Genomic DNA, 20575 nt, shown 5'->3' on the forward strand with positions numbered 1-20575 from the left:
TAAGCCTGATATTTTATTCTGACTTCAGAATAAGATTAATGTCTTCTTGCTTTATCGGCTTGAAAAGCAATTGTGAAAACAGGTACAGATCATTTTTCCAGACTTTAAAATCGTGGCCACCCGGTTCTACATAAAAAATATGGGGAACTTTATTTTCTGTAAGATAGTCGCTTGTTCTTTTGCTGAAAGGTATCAGTCTGTCCTGATCTCCGCACGAAATCCAGAGAAGCTTTAATTCTTTAGCTTTGGATGGATCCGGAAGAAGTTTCTGAGGTTCTTTGGTATTCGGAGCAGCAGAGAAAGCGCCTACCCATGCGAACTTGTCGATATTTCCAAGTCCGAAATTCAGGGTTTGTCCACCTCCCATAGAAAGTCCGGCAATAGCTCTGTCATTTCTGTCTTTTTTAGCTGGATATTTTTTTTCTACAAAGGGAATCAGATCATTCAGCAGATCTTTTTCAAAGATTGCAAAAGCTTCCACCTTGTCCTTTGCCATGATGTCTCCGGTAGCCCTGTCGTCTTTCATCGCCCGCCCGTTGGGAAGTACAACGATCATGGGAATAAGCTTTCCTTTGGCATATAAATTATCTAAAATAATTTGGGGAGTCCCATTTTTGAGCCACTCTTTTTCATCTCCGCCAATACCGTGAAGCAGATATAAAACAGGATATTTATTACTTTTTTTAAATCCGGGAGGTGTATATACCAAAGCTTTCCGTGTAGTTCCAACCGTTGATGACGAATACTGTATGGTATCAATTTTTCCGTGTGGAATTTCTTTTTTCTCGACATCAAAATCCTGTGGTGCTTTTTTCTCAAAAGCCTGTGCAGAAATAAAAACTCCTGACAGCATAAAACCTAATGCTATTACAATTGATTTATTCATGATTTTTTATTTGTAGTTTTAACACTTATTATTTTAGATAAAAAAATAATAGCAAGCTATTTAAAGTTTTATATTGATTATTTTTAACCACAAAAGGCACAAAAGTTTTAAACACTTAAGCTTTTTCAGAGCTAAACCTTATGCGTAATAAGTACACCTAAGTTTTGGGAAAATCTTTGATTTTCATCTTATGTGAACTTTTCTACACAATCATTTTAAACTTACTTAAGTGAGCTCAAGTATTTTAGAATGAAACCCTTTGTGACTTTTGTGGTTAATAAAGTTTAAACATCTGAATACTTATTTTATTTATCTGTTTACAGCAAACTTTTCCCTGCTAATTTTGTTATTTTCATTCTCGGCTTTATTGACTCTGAAAAAATCTACATCTACAAATCCTCCGGTATTTTTTGTAGCATAATTAAAAACTGCGAATTTTGATCCCATAAAAAATCTCCGGTAATCAAAGATCATTTTGTAGTCTTTTGCCAATTCTGTCCAGTTTTTCTGATCTGTGCTGTAATAAAAGTCCGCAAGATCTTTCCCAAGGTTAAAATTGGCATCAATACGCAGGAAAACCTTATCTGAATCGAGAGAAATCCGTTTTTTTTCTTCTTTTTTAACTCCTGTAATCGCTTTGGTTTTACTATCCAGGCTTACTTCATTTGTTGCAAAAACAATGAATTTTTCCTGTCCTTCCTTTACTATTGACAAAATCCCTGAATCCCCGTTGAAAGCACTGAAGCCTGCAACATCTCCATCTTTCATTCCTTTGAGGTCCATTGCAACAACTGCTGAAGAAGTTGGTCCTTCCATTCTCTGGGTCAACGTATTGGGCGCTGCGTACAGATTGTCTGCTACTCTGCTGGTCTTTAGTCTCAGAAATCCTTTTCTTTCGGATAAAGACCATGCTTCATTCACCGGATTATGATTCCATTGCCATTGGATTTTCATCTTTTTATCAGAAAACTCATCACTTTCCACCAGATGATTTTTCGCTTTGAATGACGGAAGTGGAACTTTTCCCTTCAAAGGAACTTTTCCTTTATCTCCCAGTATCGGCCAGTCGTTTTCCCATTGAACTGGTAGCAACAACGGGACACGCCCCACTCCGTTTCTATCCTGAAAAATGAGGGAATACCAGTTCCCATTTTCATCATCTATCAAAGCACCCTGACCTGCATAGGAAAATCCTAAAAAATTATCTTCCAGTATTACTTTTTTCTCATACGGACCTGTCACTTTATCAGCTCTGTAAACTACCTGGCGGCGTTTTCCATTTCTGGGCCACGAGATCATCATCATATAATATTTTCCGTTTCTTTTAATGATCTGGTTCCCTTCCAGAAGTCCGGTTTCCGAAGCATCTTTCTGAAACACCTCGGTTCCATCCGGATTTCCGATTACCTCATTAAAATCAGAACTCAGTTCAAAAACTTTGTTGGAAGTGAAGACATATACTTTATTATCATCATCGAAAAACAGTGAAGCATCGTGAAAATGCCGTGTTCTTGTGATGAGTTTCCATTTTCCTTTTTCGGGATTATCAGTCACATAGAAATAAGATTTGAAAGGTTCATCATTCGGAGAGAACAAAACGTAATACTTCCCTTTATGATAGCGTATTGAAGAAGCCCATTGACCTCTGCCATAAACGGTTCCGTTCAATAAATCATATTTCGGGTTGTCATTCAAAGTATTGAAAACATATCCGGACATTTCCCAATGTACCAAATCCCTGGAATGCATCACCGGAGCTCCCGGCATCAGATGCATGGTTGTACTGATCAGGTAAAAATCATTTCCGTTTCTGGTAATGGATAAATCCGGCGCATCTGCCCAAATGATGGGGTTTGTAAATGCCGTACCCTGTTTTCCGGAAGGATTTACCTGGGCTGAAAGAAGATTCAGCCCGATAAACCCCAATAAAGAAACTATATAAGATTTTTTGATTTTCAAAATGTACTTTGATGTTTGGTTTTACTTTTTTCAATTTTAAAAGGAAACGCTTCGACAAGCTCAGTGTGACATTGCTAATACTAACTTAATTCGGTATAATATCATTGGAAGAAGTACTGTACAGCCCGATAAGGCTTCCTGTAAAACCTCCTGCAACATCCGTAGAAAGAATATCTCCTGAAACAGGTCCTCCAAGATTTTTATAGTTTTTACCATCCAGTGAATAATTAAAGCTATGTTCATCTTTATCAGCAACCACCTGCAGTTTAACAGTTTTGGATAATGAAATCTTCTCGCTGGCGATCAGCTTTGATTGTCCTTTTTCTGTTCTTTCCAATACGATGTAGAAATCTTTATCTTTTTTCGTTATTCCGAAAACATAATTGAATGTTTCACTTTGATAACAGGTAATTCCTGCCAGTTCTTTTTCTGATTTTGGCTTAAAATCCAGTGTTACAGAAGTTTCAAATGATTCATGCTGCAATTTGTGGAACAGTGCCGAAACCGGAGCCAATGCCTTGATATTGGTTTCAAAAGGGTTTACTTTCACACCATTTTTTGTAACTGTAATAAAGCTTTCACGAGGTCCACGCATGGCAATCCATCTGTAGTCAAGGTTTTTATCGGTCAGCTTATCAGAATAGGTGAAGTTTCCGTTGGGAAAAAATCCGTTTTGGCCGTTTTGATTCTGAACTCCAGCAGGTAATTTCAGTTTTGGTTTCATCGGAACCAGTCCATTTTGGAAAACCGGGTATTTTCCGCTCCAGTCAACCGGAAGGATAAATGTTTCACGGCCTTTGTTGACTCTGTTCTTCTCATTCGGGCGTATCGCCAGAAATACTCCATAATATTGGCCATCCGGTGTTTCTATAAGATCTGCGTGGCCTGCCCAGTCTACTTTTTCCTTTCTGTCTTTCGGGAAATAGCGCTGTGTCAGAATCGGGTTATTGCCAGCCGGAACGTAAGGTCCTTTCGGGGAATCGGACATAAAGATAACTTCACTGTGATTTCCTCCGGTTCCTCCTTCGGCACACATCAGGTAATATTTACCGTTCTTTTTGTAAATATGGGGACCTTCGATCCAAATGGGCTTTTGGGAAAGATCCACGCCACCGTTTACAATAATCTTATCCGAGCCCGCAACTACCTGGTCTTTTTCGAGGTCATAGTCCCACATCTTAATAACACGGTGACCATTGTACTGTTCAGTACCTTGTGGCGGAGCATCGTTGTGAACGATATATGCTTTTCCGTCATCATCAAAGAAAATAGCAGGATCAATACCTTCAAAATTCAGTTTTTGAACTTCGCTCCATCCTTTTGACGGATCTTTTGTTTTTACGACCATATTTCCAATACCACCCGCAAACTGGGTAGTAATCATATAAAAAGTATCGTTGTGCTTATTGTATTTGATGTCCGGAGCATAAATTCCATGGGAAACGCCTGATTTTTCAACCTTAAGCTGGGAAGGTCTGTCCAGAACGTGTCCCACCTGTTTCCAGTTCACCAGATCTTTAGAAGTAAAAATCGGGACTCCCGGAAACATTGAAAATGAAGAATTCACAAGATAATAATCTTCACCTTTTCTGGTAATACTGGGATCAGGATAACAGCCCTGTAAAATCGGAGAATAAAACTCATCCGGTTTAAGAGGATTGTCATTATATATTTTATCGTTTCCACGGTAAGTAAAGTCTGAGAATGTCTGGGCAGAAATAGAAGTCACCGAGAGCAAAGCAGCTGCTGCCAGCACATTCGTTTTATTCCTGAAGAAAGCTAAATTCATTATATTCTGTCTCATTATTATTCTTTTTTTATAGTTTTTAAAATGTATATTTTTGAAAAGGTGTTGTTCTTTTTAACGCTGAGTCCGCAAGTTTTTTAACTACTATCTTTTTGAGGTTCGCAAAGGCATTACACTCAGCTAGGATAATTCATATTTTATCATTATAATCGTTTACCGATCGTTACATATTTTAAATGGTTTTCTTCCGGTTGATTATTTTAATCAATCCCCAGGCTGTAACATAGGATATTCCAGCAATGAAAAATATAATGTTGTAGCCTCCGTTGATATTTCCTGATTTTTTAAAAGTATCGAGAACAATTCCGATAAAGAGCGGAAAAATAATTCCTGCCGCTGAGCCGAGCATTCCGCCAAAACCAATGACAGAACTGACATAATTGTTAGGCAACTGATCTCCGACCGTGGTCATAAGATTGGCTCCCCAACCCTGGTGTGCAGCTGTTGCAAGGGCAATAATAAGGGTAATTACCCACATATTGTCTACATATTTTGAGAACATGACCGGAACTACCATCAAAGCAAACAATAGCATGGTAAAGCTTCTGGCTCTTCCGATGGCCCAGCCTTTTTTAATCAGAAGGGATGAAAGATAGCCTCCGCCGATACTTCCGATCGTAGTTCCGCTGTAAATAATAATCAATGGAAGGGATGGTTTTGTTAAATCCATTTTGAATACATCCGAGAAATAGGCCGGCAGCCAGAACATGAAGAAATACCAGATAGGATCGGTTAACATTTTACCAATGGCAAATGACCATGTTACTTTATATTTGAGTAATTCTGATAAAGGAATTTTGTTTTTTTCCTCTGTTTTTTCATCCTGATCACTTTTTATGTATTGCAGTTCTTCTTTGCTGAGATTTTTTGTTTTTTCGGGTATGGCATAGAATTTCCACCAAAGGATAATCCAAACCATGCCTAAGGCACCAATCCATACAAAAGTCTGTCTCCAGCCGTAATGTCCAAGAATGAACGGAACCAATAGCGGTGCTAAAATAGCTCCCACCGTTGCTCCAGAGTTAAAAATCCCTGTTGCCAGCGCCCTTTCTTTTTTAGGAAACCATTCAGCCACAGATTTGATAGCAGCAGGAAAGTTTCCTGCTTCACTAATTCCCAAAGTGCTTCTCGCAATGATAAACCCGATGGTACTTTTCACAAAACCATGTCCTATAGAAGCGAGACTCCATACAATAAGGGAAACCGCATACCCGATTTTGGTTCCTACCCGGTCTATAAATCTTCCCATGGCCATGTAACCAATAGCATACGTAGTGGTAAATGCCATGACGATATAGCTGTAATCTTTTTCGTCCCAGCTGAATTCTTTTTCCAGTACAGGTTTAAGCAAGCCCATTACCTGACGGTCAAGATAATTGATCGTAGTGGCGAGAAAGACGAGAGACAGCATCCACCATCTTATATTGCGGTTTTGAGGAGCCTGCATTAGTTATGATTAAGTTGTTGTAATAAATTCTTTGTCTTCAGAGTCAGCTCTTCTCCATTAACATCTTTTCCGATGATTGAGCTTCCCAATCCTGCCGCTACAGCGCCACCATTAAGCCATTCTCTGATATCTTCAAATTCTGCATTGATCCCTCCGGTGGGCATGAAATTCATTCCGGGGAAAACAGGTTGTACCGATTTGATGTATTTCTTCCCTAAAGCATCAGCCGGAAATATTTTAACGAGTTTTAAACCGTTCTGATAGGCAATATTGATATCGGAAGGAGTAAAACAACCCGGAATCAAAAGGATATTTCTTTCAAGTGCATGTTTTACCAATGCTTCACTGATGACAGGTGTAATGATAAAATCTGCTTTTACACCCGCATAATCATCCATTTCCTGTATATTTTTTACCGTCCCGATTCCTAACAGAAGACCAGGAAATTCGATATGGGAAATTTCTTTCAGCTTAGTGAAGTTTTCCAATGCCTGCTGACCTCGGTTGGTATATTCTATCACACGGATTCCTGCTTCGTATAAAGCTTTTACGATATTTTTTGAGACTTCAAACGATTTGTTGTAAAACAGCGGAACGATTTTCTGGTCTTTTATTTTTTGTAGTATTTCACTCATAGTTTTTCGATATTAATGCTTTCATCAATGGTGTCTCCCTTTACAAATAGCTTTTTAAAAGCAACTTTTGCAGCATCTTCCAGGATCTGTTGTTCAGAATTACCTTTTACAATTCCATGGATTAAAGCCGCCATAAAAGAATCACCGCTTCCTACTCTTTCTTCAATTTTGTCTGAATTATATTTTTCTGAAACTAAAAGCTGCTCATCAGCCAATAAGGTGGCAAAATAATTGACCTTTTCTCCATTTGTAAAGCGGAACGTATTGGCAATCTTTTCTACATTTGGGAATTGTTTCTTGATTTCTAAAGCTGTTTTCTTTGCTTGTTTCAAAAGATTTTCATCGTCAAAGCTTCCGTTAAGCTTATATTCAACAGGAATATTCAGGAACTGCCCAACAGACCAGATATTTCCCATGAGAACGTTGACAAAAGGCATCAGCTCTTTAATTTTGTGAGGAGTCTGGTGTTGCCAAAGTAACGCCCTGTAATTCAGGTCAAGAGAAACCGTAATATTTCTTGTTCTGGCTTCTTTCATGATCTGTAAACATTTGCGAAATGCGTTATCACTCAAAGCCGGTGTGATGGTACTGATATGCAGCCATTTTACTCCTGAAAATATTTCATCATCACTGAAAGTTTCAAAATCCGACTGAGTAAAAACAGACGGAAATCGGTCGTACACCACTGAAGCATTCTGCATATCACCATCGGAGGAAAGATAAAATGTTCCTATTCTCCCTTGAGTTTTTTCTGCAAGGACTTCTATTCCTTTATGCTTAAGTTGAATTTCCAGCTGGTTTCCTACAAAATTCTCCGGTAAAGCTGATAATAGTTTCACAGAATTCTTCCATTGGGAAAGCGCTGCTGCAACATTGTATTCTGCACCTCCCAGGTAAATCTTCAGAGATTGCTCATGGAGCCAGTTTCCTTCGGAATCCGGGGCAAAGTGGAGAAGCAATTCCCCGAAACATAGTATCTTAGACGAATCCTGCATGGTATTAGATTTCAAAATAATTTTTTGTATTGTGATAACAGATATCCTGAATGATCTTTCCTACCCATTTTTCATCATCAGGCAGCAGACCTCTTTCCATTTCGCTTCCGAACAGATTGCATACAAGCCTTCTGAAATAATCGTGTCTTGAGAATGACAGCAGGCTTCGTGAATCAGTAAGCATCCCGACAAAAGTGCTGATCAGACCGATATTTGAAAGTGTATTCATCTGTTTCGTCATTCCATCGAGCTGATCCAAAAACCACCAGGCTGCTCCGAACTGTACTTTGGATCTGATTCCTCCTTCATTGAAGTTTCCGGCAAGGGATGCAAGAACTTCGTTAAATGCCGGATTAAGATTGTATATAATTGTTTTGGCCAGTTTTCCTTCTGTATTCAGTGCATCCAGCAAAACGCTCAGTCTCTGTGCATAATAGGGTTCTCCAATGGCATCATATCCTGCATTGGCACCTATTTTTCTGAACATTTCTGAATTGTTGTTTCGGGTTGCCCCCACATGAAACTGCTGTACCCATTCTTTTTCTGCATACATTTTGCAAAGCTCTTTCAGCAAATAGCCGCATAATGCATCCGGATCGGAAAATGTTGAGAGATTGCCCTTCAGAAATTCGGAAAACTCTTTTTCAAGGCTATGATTCCATTTTGTGGTATCCGGAAAATATTCAAAGCCATGATCAGCCACTTTTGCTCCTGCTTCCACAAAATAGTTGATTCTGGACTGAAGTGCATTCAACAAGTCGGAAGCTGATGTGATTGAAAATCCGCAGACTTTTTCAAGCTTTTTAATTCCTGAAAGATATTGTTCAGAATTAATAATATTAATATAGGTATCAGGGCGGAAAGCCGGAAGAACAGCTGTGTTAAATCCACTGTTTTTTAAAGCCTTGTGATGAATCAGATCATCAGCAGGATCATCTGTAGTGCACAACGCTTCTACCTTAAAATTCTGAATGATGGATTGTGGTAAAAAGCCGGATGTCTGCAGACTTTCATTCATCTGATGATATAAAGTATCTGCATTATTGGGTGATAAATATTCACTGATTCCAAAAGGATTTTTGAGCTCCAGATGCGTCCAGTGAAATAGTGGGTTACGAAGGGTATACGGCACCACTTCTGCCCAGTTCATAAATTTTTCCTGATCTGAAGCATTTCCGGAAATAAACGATTCATCAATGCCAAAATTTCTCATAGCCCTCCATTTGTAATGGTCACCATCCAGCCAGATAGCCGTGGGAGAACGGAAATTCTGATTAGCAGCAATAACATCCGGTTCAAGATGATTGTGATAATCGATCACGGGCATATCTTTGGCATATCCGAAATAGAGATTCTCTGCCTTTGCTGATTCAAGCAGAAACAGTTCTCCGAAGACTTCTTTATTTTTAATGGAATTACTCATTATTTATTTTTACAATCCTGGATTTTTAATTCTCTTTTTAGTTCTGACTTCATGAAAGCCAGCATTTTAAAAACAGGACCTTGTATGAAACCATTAAGGTCCTGTCCAAATTATTATATATGAAGAAATTAGTTTTTTATACTCCGCTAAATGCACTGAAACCTCCGTCAACGGGAATCAGGGCTCCTGTAATGAAGCTTGCTGCATCCGAACATAGAAACTGTACAACACCGTTCAGCTCTTCTACTTCTCCAAATCTCTGCATTGGTGTTTTGGCCATTACTTTTTTACTTCTTTCCGTTAAGCTTCCATCCGGATTCAAAAGAATTGCCCGGTTCTGATCACCAATGAAAAATCCTGGTGCCACGGCATTTACGCGTAATTTATCACCGAACTTCAATGCGAGATCAGAGGCCAGCCATTGGGTAAAATTGGTAATTGCCGATTTGGCTGCAGAATATCCGGCTACTCTCGTAATCGCTGAATAGGCAGCCATGGAAGAAATATTAATAATGTTTCCGCTCCCCTGCTCAGCCATTGCTTTTCCGAAAACATAGCTGGGATAAACTGTTCCGTTGATATTGAGATCGGTAACCTCAGTCCATCCCTTCATATCCATATCAAAAAATGACTGTTCGGGAGATAAAGTGGCTGCCGGAATATTTCCACCGGCTATATTGAGCAGAATATCAATGCTGCCATACTTTTCTTTTATTTTCACAGAAGCAGCTTCAAGACTTTCAATATCCATCACATTGGCTTCTACAGCGAGTGCATCACCTCCCAAATCTGTAAGCTCTTTTACACGGGCATCCAGTGTTTCCTGGTTTCTTCCCAGAGCCACAACTTTGGCGCCGGCTTCTATAAAACTTTTGGCAAGGCTGCCTCCTAAAACGCCCGAAGCCCCTGTGATGACTGCGACTTTGTTTTTAATACTAAACAGTTCTTTCATTTTACTTTTTATTATTTTATTACAAACGCAGATTAATTTTTCTGTAATTCTGACTGAACGGCAGCTATTACTCCTTCGATCTGTCCCAATGCCAGCATTCTTCCTAAAAATGAATAACCTGGATTATACCCTTTGTCAATATCTTCTGTCAGAAGCCTTCCATGGTCTATTCTCATAGGCAGATCAGGGTTTTCCTTTTCAAATACACGGATTACTTCTATGAGCTTTCCTCTTCCTCCCAGATGATGAGCCTCGATGAAATCACCATTTTCAAAGACATTTGTACTTCTCAGGTGAACGAATTTGGTTCTGTAGGCAAATTTCTCAGCCAGTTTTGGAACATCATTCTGAAGATTGGCACTTAGAGATCCTGTACAGAACGTTAACCCGTTGTGAGGGTTATCAACAGCTTTCAGAAGCCAGTTAATATCCTCTTCATTGGTTACTATTCTTGGTAAGCCCAATAATGAAAACGGAGGATCATCAGGATGTACACACATCTGGATATTCCATTTTTCACAGACAGGCATTATTTTTTCAAGGAAATATTTCATATTCTGACGAAGCTGATGTTTATCTATACCATCATATAATGCCAGTAAACTTTTAAACTTTTCTACAGGATTCAATTCGCCTTCTCTGATATTTCCATTCACGAATCCCTGTGTTTTTACTATGACCGAATCGATGAGGTCATGATTATCTTTTTCTGTTAATATATTTTTTAATTCTTCTACTTTTTGAAGGGTTTCCGAACTATAATCATTTTCTGCCCCTTCTCTTTTAAGGATATGAATTTCGAAGTACGCAAACTTGGCTTTGTCAAAATAAAGTGAGGATGAACCGTCTTCCCATTCGTGAAAGAGGTCGGTTCTTGCCCAGTCGAGAACAGGCATAAAGTTGTAGCAAACTGTTGTAATACCTGCTTTACCCAGATTTTCAAGGCTTATGATATAATTTTCTATTAAAGAGTCACGGTCTTCACCTCCGTATTTGATCGCTTCACTTACGGGAAGGCTTTCCACAACAGACCAGCGAAGTGCGTGGCTTTCTATATAGTTTTTATAATCAATAATGGCCTCTGAATTCCAGATTTCTCCGTTTGGGATATCATGCAGAGCAGAAACAATTCCTTCTACTCCAATCTGACGGAGCATATTGAGTTTTATTTTGTCTTTTTTGCCAAACCAGCGCCAGGTTTTTTCCATATTTTTTTTAGTTTAATTCAGTTAAACAAAGCAGGTGCTTTCACACCTACTCTGTTACTGATATGAATGTTGAATGAAATTAATTGTATCCGGGATTCTGGTATTTTGCCTTAATATCTGCAGATACTTCCATAGCATCAATCTGGTTCTGAGGAATAGGTCTCAGATAATGAAAAGGCTTTATCGTTCTTGTAACCGTTTGCGGATTGTGGTCTCCATAAGAAGCTCCCCCAATCTGATAGGTAGCCGCATAATCTCCCCACTTCTGTGTACGTACAAGATCATACCATCTGTAGAATTCCCCATAATATTCGCGGGATCTTTCTGCAAGGATATAATCAATGGTAATTACAGATGGTGTGGCAGTAGTCATGGCTACACTGTTATCTGCTACATAAGCGGTATTCTGGGCATTACTGAACTTCCATTTTCCGGCACGGGCACGAATGACGTTGATAAGGTCTCTGGCTGTCATAGCTCCTGAAGCTCCTTTTACGGCTGCTTCTGCTGCGATAAAATAGAATTCTGAGAATTTGGCAACGCTGAAAGGACGGGTTAATCCTGCATTTGGATATCCTAAACCGTTTGGATCATCAGTACGGTAAGTTCCGATTTTCCATAAGCCAGGGTATACAATTCTGCTGATACCGTTCGGTGCAATTACCCAGTCTGCTCTTCCCGACAGAGTTCCTGCTCCCACACCACTTTGTCCTGCCCCTGAAGGGTAAGAAGGAGTCTGGCTGTCATCATTCAGAAAGCTTAAAATAGCGCCTCCAGGCTGTACAGGCAGATTATTTGCGTTATAAAGTACAGGAACCGTTGTAAGCCCAGTTCCGTTTTTGTTCCAGTTTCCTCTGTAAGTGGTTACAAAAGTCCCATCATAACGGGAATCGTTGGTTTTATCTGCAAAAGTATTTTTAATAACTCCCAAGGTAGGACACATACGAACCCACGGACGTCCCAGTGGCTGTGCCGCTTCTCTCTGTACTCCACTTACGACGTCTGCCCCAGCCCACGCTGTTGTTTTGCTGCTTTTGATAGCAGTGTAGTTCCAGGTCTGCATCCATGCTGCAAAATTATCCGGTGCCCAGCCTGATCCAAATCCTACAGGATCACTTTCATTATAGTATGTACTTGACTGCGTATGGTCTGCATAGAGCATAGATTCAGTATTTCTGTCATTTGAACCTACATTGACATCGTAAAAAGTAGGCTGAAGCGCATAGGGTCCCGGATTATTGATTCCTTCCATCGCAATATCATAAGCCTGCTGGAAATACCATTGGGCATTATGTCCGTCAGGATCTGTTCTCGTCACTTCAGGATAAGTTGGAATTCCGTTTGGATTCTGCAACCACCATCCATAAGTAAGATAAGCTTTGGCAAGCATTAGTCTTGCTACATTTTTGGTCACGCCTCCGGTTACTCTTGGTGAGGCAGGTAGATTTTCTATTGCTTTTTTAAGATCAGCAAAAACAGTTTTTGTATATACTTCCGGCACGGTATTTCTTGCAGAAGTTGTAGACGGAAGAGTGTTATATTTTAATTCTCCTGTACCTAAATCCAGAGGAACACCTCCATAGGTCTGCACCAGCATGAAATAATAAACCCCCCGGAAGAAACGGGCTTCAGAAACCATAGATTCGGCAATTCCGAATCCTGGTCCTTTTTCAATAATACCATTGGCCGTATTGATATATGGGAACACTGAATTCCAAACCATACTTGTAGGAAAAGTATTGGAATTGATAATACCGTTTCCGGACATATCAAGTTCTTTAAAGTTACCATCTGCACTTTGTGCCCAGGTAGACTCGTCAGTTCCGTTCTGGCAATTGCTCATAAAGTAGCCATTACCATACAGTAACCTCATCTGTCTGTATAAGGCTGTAAACCCCTGATTAACTCCATCCGGTGTATTAAAATAATCAGCTGTATATATTGCTCTTGGCTGTTCATCAAGAATTTCATTACAACCTGTAAATGTTAAGGATAAAAAGATTGCTCCTAATAGCAGTTTTTTGTTAAAATTTATCATGACAGTACAGTTTTAAAAGGTTAAGTTAAGTCCCATTAAGTAATTTCTTGTAGAAGGGTTGTTGGTTCCTATGACAAGCTGACGGTTTTGATATCCGCTTACTGCCTGGTTTTCATTTCCGAAAGAGTTTGGCTCCGGATCCATTCCTGAGAACTTATGATAAGGTGAGAATAGTACAACAGGGTTGGTTACCGTAAAGTAAATTCTTAAGCTTGTAATTTTTAAATCCTTTAAAAAGTCCTTATTGACATTATAACCTAATGTAATGGTACGAAGCTTAAGATAAGAAGCATCAAACATCGCTAAAGTAGAAGAATACTTCGGATTATCACCACTCAAATGACGTCCCGGACGCGGAAAATAAGCACCGGTATTATCTTCTGTCCAGTAATCTACGTCTACGTTATTCCCTCTTCCCGTTAATCTGTTAAGATAACTTGCAGATCCATAAATAGTACTTACCAGGATTCCTCCTTGCTGGAAAGCTCCTACCGTACTCAGTTCAAAATTCTTGTAGGCAAAGCGCATATTGAATCCTCCCTGAAATTTCGGAGCGGTATCAAAGATCTGTCTGTCGTCCGGGCCAATTGCTCTTACCGGTGTTCCGTCAGCATTGTAACCTCCGGTATAAAGAACTTTGATAGATCCTACAACATCTGCAGCTGTTCCCGGCTCAAGAATGTTCTGATAAGGATCTCCAGCCTGCCAAAGACCGATGTATTGATAATCATACAATGAATTAATATTGTGACCTACAAACCATAAGTTATTTACGTCACGTTCTGTTCCGGATGCAAGCGATAAAATTTTGTTTTTATTGGTATAGAAATTAACTCCCGCTTCCCATGTAAACCCATCCGGGTTATCAAAAATGACTCCGTTTAAAGAAACTTCCAGCCCTTTATTTTCTGTTTCCGCTACATTGGAAACAATGGATGACCATCCGCTTGTCGCCGGAAGACTTTTCTGGGTCAACAGGTCATAGGTATGGGTCTTGTAATATTCCACGCTTCCGGTAAGGCGGTTGTTCAGTATTCCGAAATCTACTCCATAGTTTTGTGTTTTTGAATACTCCCAACCAAGACTTGGATTAGGTGGCTGATTTCCATAGATACCTGTACTTCCTGCACTTCCGTAGTTATAAGGAGCGACGTTAAATCTTCCCATCGTAGAATATGGATCTACTGCCTGATTTGAAGTCTGTCCCCATCCGGCTCTGAACTTAAGGAGATTAATCACCTTGATATTCTGCATGAAAGATTCGTTGGTAACATTCCATCCTAATGATAATGCGGGATAGGTATGCCATTTATTACCCGGAGCAAGTCTGGAAGATCCATCGGCACGAAGTGTTGCCGTTAGCATATACTTATTATCATATGTATACATAATTCTTCCCATGGCTGAAAGAAGGCCGGTTTTCCAATAAATTTGGTCTTCAGGTCTTACGGTGATATCAGCCTGAGGCGACTGTCCCAGGTTGTAATACTGGAAAAAGTCTGCAGGGACATTCTTTGCACTCATGTATGAGCTTGTATACTTATTCTGTTCTGCCGAATATAATGCTACAGCATTTACTTTATGCTTACCAAATGTACGGTCATATGTTAAAAGGTTTTCCAATACCCAATGATAGGTCTGGTTATTCCCTCTTCCTGCAGCTGACGGGCCTAAAGGATTTGTATTAAAGACTCCTACACCGGAGTAATTCCCACTATTTGAAGTACGGTAATCCAACCCTACATTTAATCTGTATTTCAATCCTTTGATTGGAAGGCTGGCTTCCCCATAAAGATTGTTATAGGATGCAAAGGCCTTGGTCTCGTCGATATATTTATCTCCCAGATTCCCAAGGCTTCCCCTTGTATAAATCCATGTCTGATCGATACCGCCAGCTGTACTCATTACTCTTTTCGGAGTTCCGTCTGGATTGTAAGGATTGGCAATAGGAGAATACCCTAAAACAGCTCCCGGGTTTACCCCATTTCCTTCAGAAACGGAATAGTTTGTATTGGTAGTGAAACCGAACTTAAAGATAGATCCCACCTGCTGATCAATCGCCATACGAAGAGCAAATCTTTCATAACTTTGAATAGGGATTAATGCATTTTGCTTGAAGTATGACAAGCCTACATTATAATTTCCACCTTCTGTTCCTCCTGATACGCCAATATCATGACTGGTCATCATGGCAGGTTTATAATACAAACTTTGCCAGTCTGTATTAACACTGCTATTTTCATCTGCCCCGTTGGAATACAAAGGTGTTGTATTTCCTGCTGGAATGGCATAAGCACGCAACTGCGCAAATTTAGGACCATCCATCATCGGATATTTTGAAAACAAGGTCTGAACTCCCGTAAAGGTGTTGTAACTGAATTTAGGTCTCTGCCCTTTTGCCCCTCTGTTGGTTGTAACGAGAATCACACCATTTGCCCCTCTGGATCCATAGATTGCTGTGGCAGAAGCATCTTTCAGGATGTCAATACTTTTGATATCACTTGAGCTTATATCTCCCAGTGATCCCACAAAAGGAATACCATCCAATACGATTAATGGGTTATTATCCCCTGTCAGAGATCGTGTTCCCCTGATACGGATCTGCATAGCAGCACCCGGTTTAGTAGAGGTTTGCGAGATATCTACCCCTGCCGTTCTTCCCTGTAATGCCTGGGTAATGTTGGCAGAGGGTACTTCACGCAGTGCATCTCCTTTTACAGTGGCTACAGAACCTGTCACAGCTTCTTTTCTCTGGGTTCCATATCCTATCACAACAACTTCATCTATTTTATTTTCTTTAGCTACTGTATCTTTCTTAACCTGTGAATATGCTATGCCTGAAGGCAATAAAGTCATTGCAAAAAACAATGCTGCTCTATTGCTTTTATTGAAATAAAATCGGTTCATAATTATTATTTTAGTATTAGTTGTTGAATAAAAGGCTGTTTAATAATTATAGTTTATAAAATCCTTAGTGTTTATGAGCCTTTTATTTTTTTATTATATATGCATATTCACGATAGCTTCAAACAATTCCTGTTTTCCGCTTTTTGGCTGTGGTTCGCCGATTTCGTGTGCAATTCTCTGAAGATCTTCCAATGTAAGAGTACCTTCCTCAAATGCTTTTCCGTTTCCGTTATCAAAAGAAGCGTAGCGGTTTGTTCTCAGCTTTTTGTAATCTGAATTTTCAAGAATATCTGCAGCAGCAAGAAGTCCTTTGGCAAAAACATCCATTCCAGAAATGTGAGAAATGAATAAATCTTCAGCATCAATAGAATTCCTTCTGATTTTGGCATCGAAGTTTACACCTCCGGTTCCCAAGCCTCCCGCCGGAAGAAGTACAAGCCATGCCTGAACCATGTCGTAATAATCGATCGGGAACTGATCCGTATCCCAGCCATTCTGATAATCACCTCTATTGGCATCAATACTTCCTAAAAGTCCAGCATCAACTGCAACCTGAAGCTCATGTTCAAACGTGTGCCCTGCCAACGTAGCGTGATTTACTTCAATATTCAGTTTGAAATCTTTGTCTAATCCGTAGTGTCTAAGGAATCCGATTACCGTTTCAGAATCATAATCATACTGATGCTTGGTAGGCTCCATTGGTTTTGGCTCGATCAGGAAAGTACCTTTAAATCCTTGCTGGCGTGCATAGTCTCTTGACATAGAAAGGAAACGGGCCAGATGATCTTTTTCACGCTTCATATCAGTGTTTAAAAGGCTCATATATCCTTCTCTTCCACCCCAGAAAACATAATTTTCACCTCCTAGTGCTATTGTAGCATCTATTGAATTTTTCACCTGAGTTCCTGCACATGCCACAACATCAAAATTTGGATTGGTAGAGGCACCGTTCATGTATCTTTCATGGGTGAAAACATTCGCTGTTCCCCATAAAAGCTTAATTCCTGTTTCCTGCTGTTTTTGTTTTGCATACTCTACAATAGTCTGCATATTCTTCTCATAGTCTTTCCAGTTACCGGCAGGATCTACCAAATCGATATCATGGAAACAGTAATAACTGAAGCCCATTTTGGACATGAATTCAAAACCTGCATCCATTTTATGCATTGCTCTTGTTACTGCATCATTTCCGATATCCCATGGGTGATGGATGGTAGGTCCTCCGAATGGATCGCTTCCGTTTGCACATAAGGTGTGCCACCATGCCATCGCAAATCTTGTCCAGTCTTTCATAGGTTTTCCCATCACGGTCTTTTCAGCATCATAATAACGGAATGCCAACGGGTTCCTGCTTTCTTTCCCTTCAAACTTAATTTTTTCAATACCTGTAAAAAACTCTTTTGTACCTGTTAAAGTGTTCATATTTATTTGATTATTTTTAATTTGTTTTTTTAATTTTTGCGTAGAGATACCCTTCTCACTGATTCTTAAAAGTCAGTAAGCGGATAAAAAAACTGTTGTAATTGTTCTAGATTATTTCTTTAAGATGATGTTTCCATCTGGCATAGGCTTCTAAATATTGTTCTTGTTTTTCATGTTCCGGCTCTATTACCGCTATTTTTTCAAGTGAAGAAAATGCTTCTCTGGAATCTGAATAAAATCCTATTCCCATCCCGGCAGCTCTTGCAGCTCCTACTGCTCCATCGGTATCATAAAGTTCAATAACCGCATTGCTGACACTGGATAGCGACTGACGAAAAATTGAACTTAAAAACATATTAGCATTTCCTGCTCTGATAACCTGGATATTCATTCCGATATTTCTCATGATATCCATTCCGTATTCGTAGGAGAATACAATACCTTCCTGTGCTGCACGCAGAATATCTCCTTTAGAATGTATATTAAAATTAATTCCATGGATAGAACAGCTTGTATCTTTATTTTCAAGCACTCTTTCAGCACCGTTTCCGAAAGGAATTATACTTAATCCTTTTGAACCAATAGGTGAAAGTGAAGCCATATCATTCATATCACCGTAAGAAGAAAGAGAGGTTGCGAAATTATGCTTCAGCCAGGAATTTAAAATACCTGTTCCATTGATACACAGTAAAACACCCAGTCTGATCTGTTCCGGTGTATAATTGACATGGGCAAAAGTATTTACTCTTGATAACTTATCATATTCCAGCTGGTCCAAAACACCATATACCACTCCGGAAGTTCCTGCTGTAGAGGCAATTTCTCCAGGATTAAAGACATTCAGAGACAACGCATTGTTGGGCTGATCTCCTGCTCTGTATGAAATAGGTGTACCTTCTTTCAAACCTAATTCTTCAGCTGCTGCCCTAGAAACTGTAGCCTGAATACCAAATGTAGGTACAATTTCCGGGAAAAAACTTTTGGGAATTCCATAGTGGCTAAGGATATCTTCTGAAATGCAGTTATTTTTAAAATCCCAGAAAATTCCTTCTGATAATCCCTCAATAGTCATCCCTATCTGTCCTGAAAGTCTCATGGCAATATAGTCTCCGGGGAGCATTATTTTATCTATCTTTTCAAAAATTTCAGGCTCGTTTTCTTTTACCCAGGCAAGCTTTGATGCGGTAAAGTTTCCCGGTGAGTTTAAAAGATGTGAAAGACATTTCTCTTCTCCTATGGTTTTGAATGCTTTTTCACCATAAGGTACAGCACGACTGTCACACCAGATAATTGACGGTCTTAAAAGATTCTGATCTTTGTCTACCAGAATCAAACCATGCATCTGCCAGGTAATTCCAATTCCTTTAATATCTTCAGCATGTACACCAGATTCATGCATAACAGCTTCATGTGCCAACTTCAGATTGGTCCACCAATCAACAGGATTTTGTTCTGCCCATCCCGGATTTATAGCAGTGATTTTCATTTCTTTTTTTGGAGAAAATTCAGAAGCAATCACTTTTCCACTGGATGCCTCTATGAGACACACTTTCACAGAAGAACTGCCAATGTCATAGCCTAGTAAGTACATAATTTTTTAAAGGAATTATTTTATAAGTTTTGTATTGTTTTTCTTGTAAATCTTAGCATCAAACCTGTAATATCTCGCTGCACGGTGTGATACATCTTTTTGAATTTCATCCAAGGGAACAATATAGGGGAATGAAGATATTTTTTTATGAAAATTCTTAATATCAATATTCTTTTCATTTAAAGCGCTATAGAGCTGATAGAGCTGTCTTATGGTGAATCTTTTTGGCAGCAGCTCAAAAATAATGGAGAAATCAGATTCAATCCATTTTCTGATCTCCATTAAAGATTCATTGATAATCTTGTTATGATCAAAAGGCAGTAAAGGAACTTCATCAACAGGATACCAGTCTACGGTTTCATATTTTGTACTGTTGATCTTGTGATCTATTTTACAAAGGGAAAGGTAGGCAACTGTAATAATCCTGTCTATATGATGTTTATATTCCTGGTCCATCCATTTGATATCATGCGCATTGCTTGCTCTCATAGGATCGGCAAAGCATTTAAACTGCTTGAGAACCATTTTTTTTATCCCTGTAAGTTCATGAAGTACTCTTTGCGCAGCATCGTCTACATCTTCATCACTGAAAATTAAACTTCCTGGAAGTTTGATCTGTTTTTCCAACGGTACATCATCAACATGGCGTTGTACTAGTAATATATTCAACCGGTTTTCATGGTCAAATCCAAAGACAACACAATCTACAGAGACATAGGTATGGATAAAGTTCTGATTCATTAGTTCGTTAACATTTTGGTAACATTACAAATATAAAAATTCATCTGAATAAAAAAAATAAATCATCCATTATCTACTGCCTATCAACACATTACATATCGAATTTTTATGATATCAATTGTATAAAAATTATGATAAGGTTATCATTAATATTACACTTACTTATTTCATAAGACATGAATTCACAATTAATTGCAATGTTATCCAGCATTAAAAAAAAATTCCATTTTCAGAATAAATATTATGATAAGAAGAATCAATTTTTTTTTCATTTTGTCTGAAAAAAAATGTAAAAAACACACTTTTTATTATTAAAAAAGAAGTAAATCATTATTTTCGTTTACCATTTTTCACACTCTAACTACAAATAATTACGAAACAGTCAACTTAAATAGTAATATGATGTCATAATGCGAACATGAAAAAATTCAATATATATACGATCGGTTTATTTGAAAATTTCGAGAATCCATGAAAAAAATGAGACAAATAAAAAAAAATAGATTTATTCCAATAAGTGCTGAGAGGTGCAATTTTCAGACTCCTTTATAGAGGGCATAGTAA

At 38.9% G+C, this 20575-nt stretch carries 14 protein-coding genes; all 14 read right to left on the reverse strand.

The window, feature by feature from the left end; all coding sequences use genetic code 11:
* Positions 1-13: 13 nt before the first annotated feature.
* The 14 genes from LC457_RS04655 to LC457_RS04720 all read right to left on the reverse strand — a co-directional run bounded on the left by LC457_RS04655 (position 14) and on the right by LC457_RS04720 (position 20011).
* Positions 14-886 carry an esterase family protein gene (locus LC457_RS04655; protein ID WP_223598826.1) on the reverse strand — a complete coding sequence of 291 codons (873 nt, stop codon included), beginning with the start codon at positions 884-886 and terminating at the stop codon, positions 14-16.
* A 309-nt stretch (positions 887-1195) separates the two neighbouring features.
* Complete coding sequence (locus tag LC457_RS04660; RefSeq protein ID WP_223598827.1) at positions 1196-2845, reverse strand: glycoside hydrolase 43 family protein; 1650 nt, start codon at positions 2843-2845, stop codon at positions 1196-1198.
* A gap of 85 nt (positions 2846-2930) precedes the next feature.
* Entirely contained in the window at positions 2931-4649 is a 1719-nt protein-coding gene (locus tag LC457_RS04665; protein ID WP_223598828.1) for a glycoside hydrolase family 43 protein, read from the reverse strand.
* Between the two features lie 175 nt (positions 4650-4824).
* Entirely contained in the window at positions 4825-6099 is a 1275-nt protein-coding gene (locus tag LC457_RS04670; protein WP_223598829.1) for an MFS transporter, read from the reverse strand.
* On the reverse strand, positions 6099-6734 hold the full coding sequence (locus LC457_RS04675) for a bifunctional 4-hydroxy-2-oxoglutarate aldolase/2-dehydro-3-deoxy-phosphogluconate aldolase (protein ID WP_223598830.1): 636 nt from the start codon (positions 6732-6734) through the stop codon (positions 6099-6101). The genes LC457_RS04670 and LC457_RS04675 overlap by 1 nt, the downstream gene beginning before the upstream one ends.
* On the reverse strand, positions 6731-7729 hold the full coding sequence (locus LC457_RS04680; RefSeq protein WP_223598831.1) for a sugar kinase: 999 nt from the start codon (positions 7727-7729) through the stop codon (positions 6731-6733). Before LC457_RS04680 ends, LC457_RS04675 begins: the two co-directional genes overlap by 4 nt.
* A 4-nt stretch (positions 7730-7733) precedes the next feature.
* Complete coding sequence (gene uxaC, locus LC457_RS04685; RefSeq protein WP_223598832.1) at positions 7734-9152, reverse strand: glucuronate isomerase; 1419 nt, start codon at positions 9150-9152, stop codon at positions 7734-7736.
* A gap of 136 nt (positions 9153-9288) precedes the next feature.
* Positions 9289-10104, reverse strand: a complete 816-nt coding sequence (locus LC457_RS04690; RefSeq protein ID WP_223598833.1) for an SDR family oxidoreductase — start codon at positions 10102-10104, stop codon at positions 9289-9291.
* Positions 10105-10136: 32 nt separating this feature from the next.
* Positions 10137-11312, reverse strand: coding sequence for a mannonate dehydratase (gene uxuA, locus LC457_RS04695; RefSeq protein WP_223598834.1), 1176 nt, complete (start codon positions 11310-11312; stop codon positions 10137-10139).
* Between the two features lie 79 nt (positions 11313-11391).
* Complete coding sequence (locus tag LC457_RS04700) at positions 11392-13350, reverse strand: RagB/SusD family nutrient uptake outer membrane protein (protein WP_223598835.1); 1959 nt, start codon at positions 13348-13350, stop codon at positions 11392-11394.
* Positions 13351-13362: 12 nt separating this feature from the next.
* Complete coding sequence (locus tag LC457_RS04705; protein WP_223598836.1) at positions 13363-16257, reverse strand: SusC/RagA family TonB-linked outer membrane protein; 2895 nt, start codon at positions 16255-16257, stop codon at positions 13363-13365.
* 93 nt (positions 16258-16350) lie between these two features.
* Complete coding sequence (gene xylA / locus LC457_RS04710; protein ID WP_223598837.1) at positions 16351-17679, reverse strand: xylose isomerase; 1329 nt, start codon at positions 17677-17679, stop codon at positions 16351-16353.
* 106 nt (positions 17680-17785) lie between these two features.
* Positions 17786-19270: a xylulokinase gene (locus LC457_RS04715; RefSeq protein WP_223598838.1), complete on the reverse strand. Its 1485-nt coding sequence runs from the start codon at positions 19268-19270 to the stop codon at positions 17786-17788.
* Between the two features lie 15 nt (positions 19271-19285).
* Positions 19286-20011 carry an NUDIX domain-containing protein gene (locus LC457_RS04720; RefSeq protein WP_062669895.1) on the reverse strand — a complete coding sequence of 242 codons (726 nt, stop codon included), beginning with the start codon at positions 20009-20011 and terminating at the stop codon, positions 19286-19288.
* Between the last annotated feature and the right edge of the window lie 564 nt (positions 20012-20575).

The organism is Chryseobacterium sp. GVT01B, from assembly GCF_019970045.1.
Classification (GTDB): domain Bacteria; phylum Bacteroidota; class Bacteroidia; order Flavobacteriales; family Weeksellaceae; genus Chryseobacterium.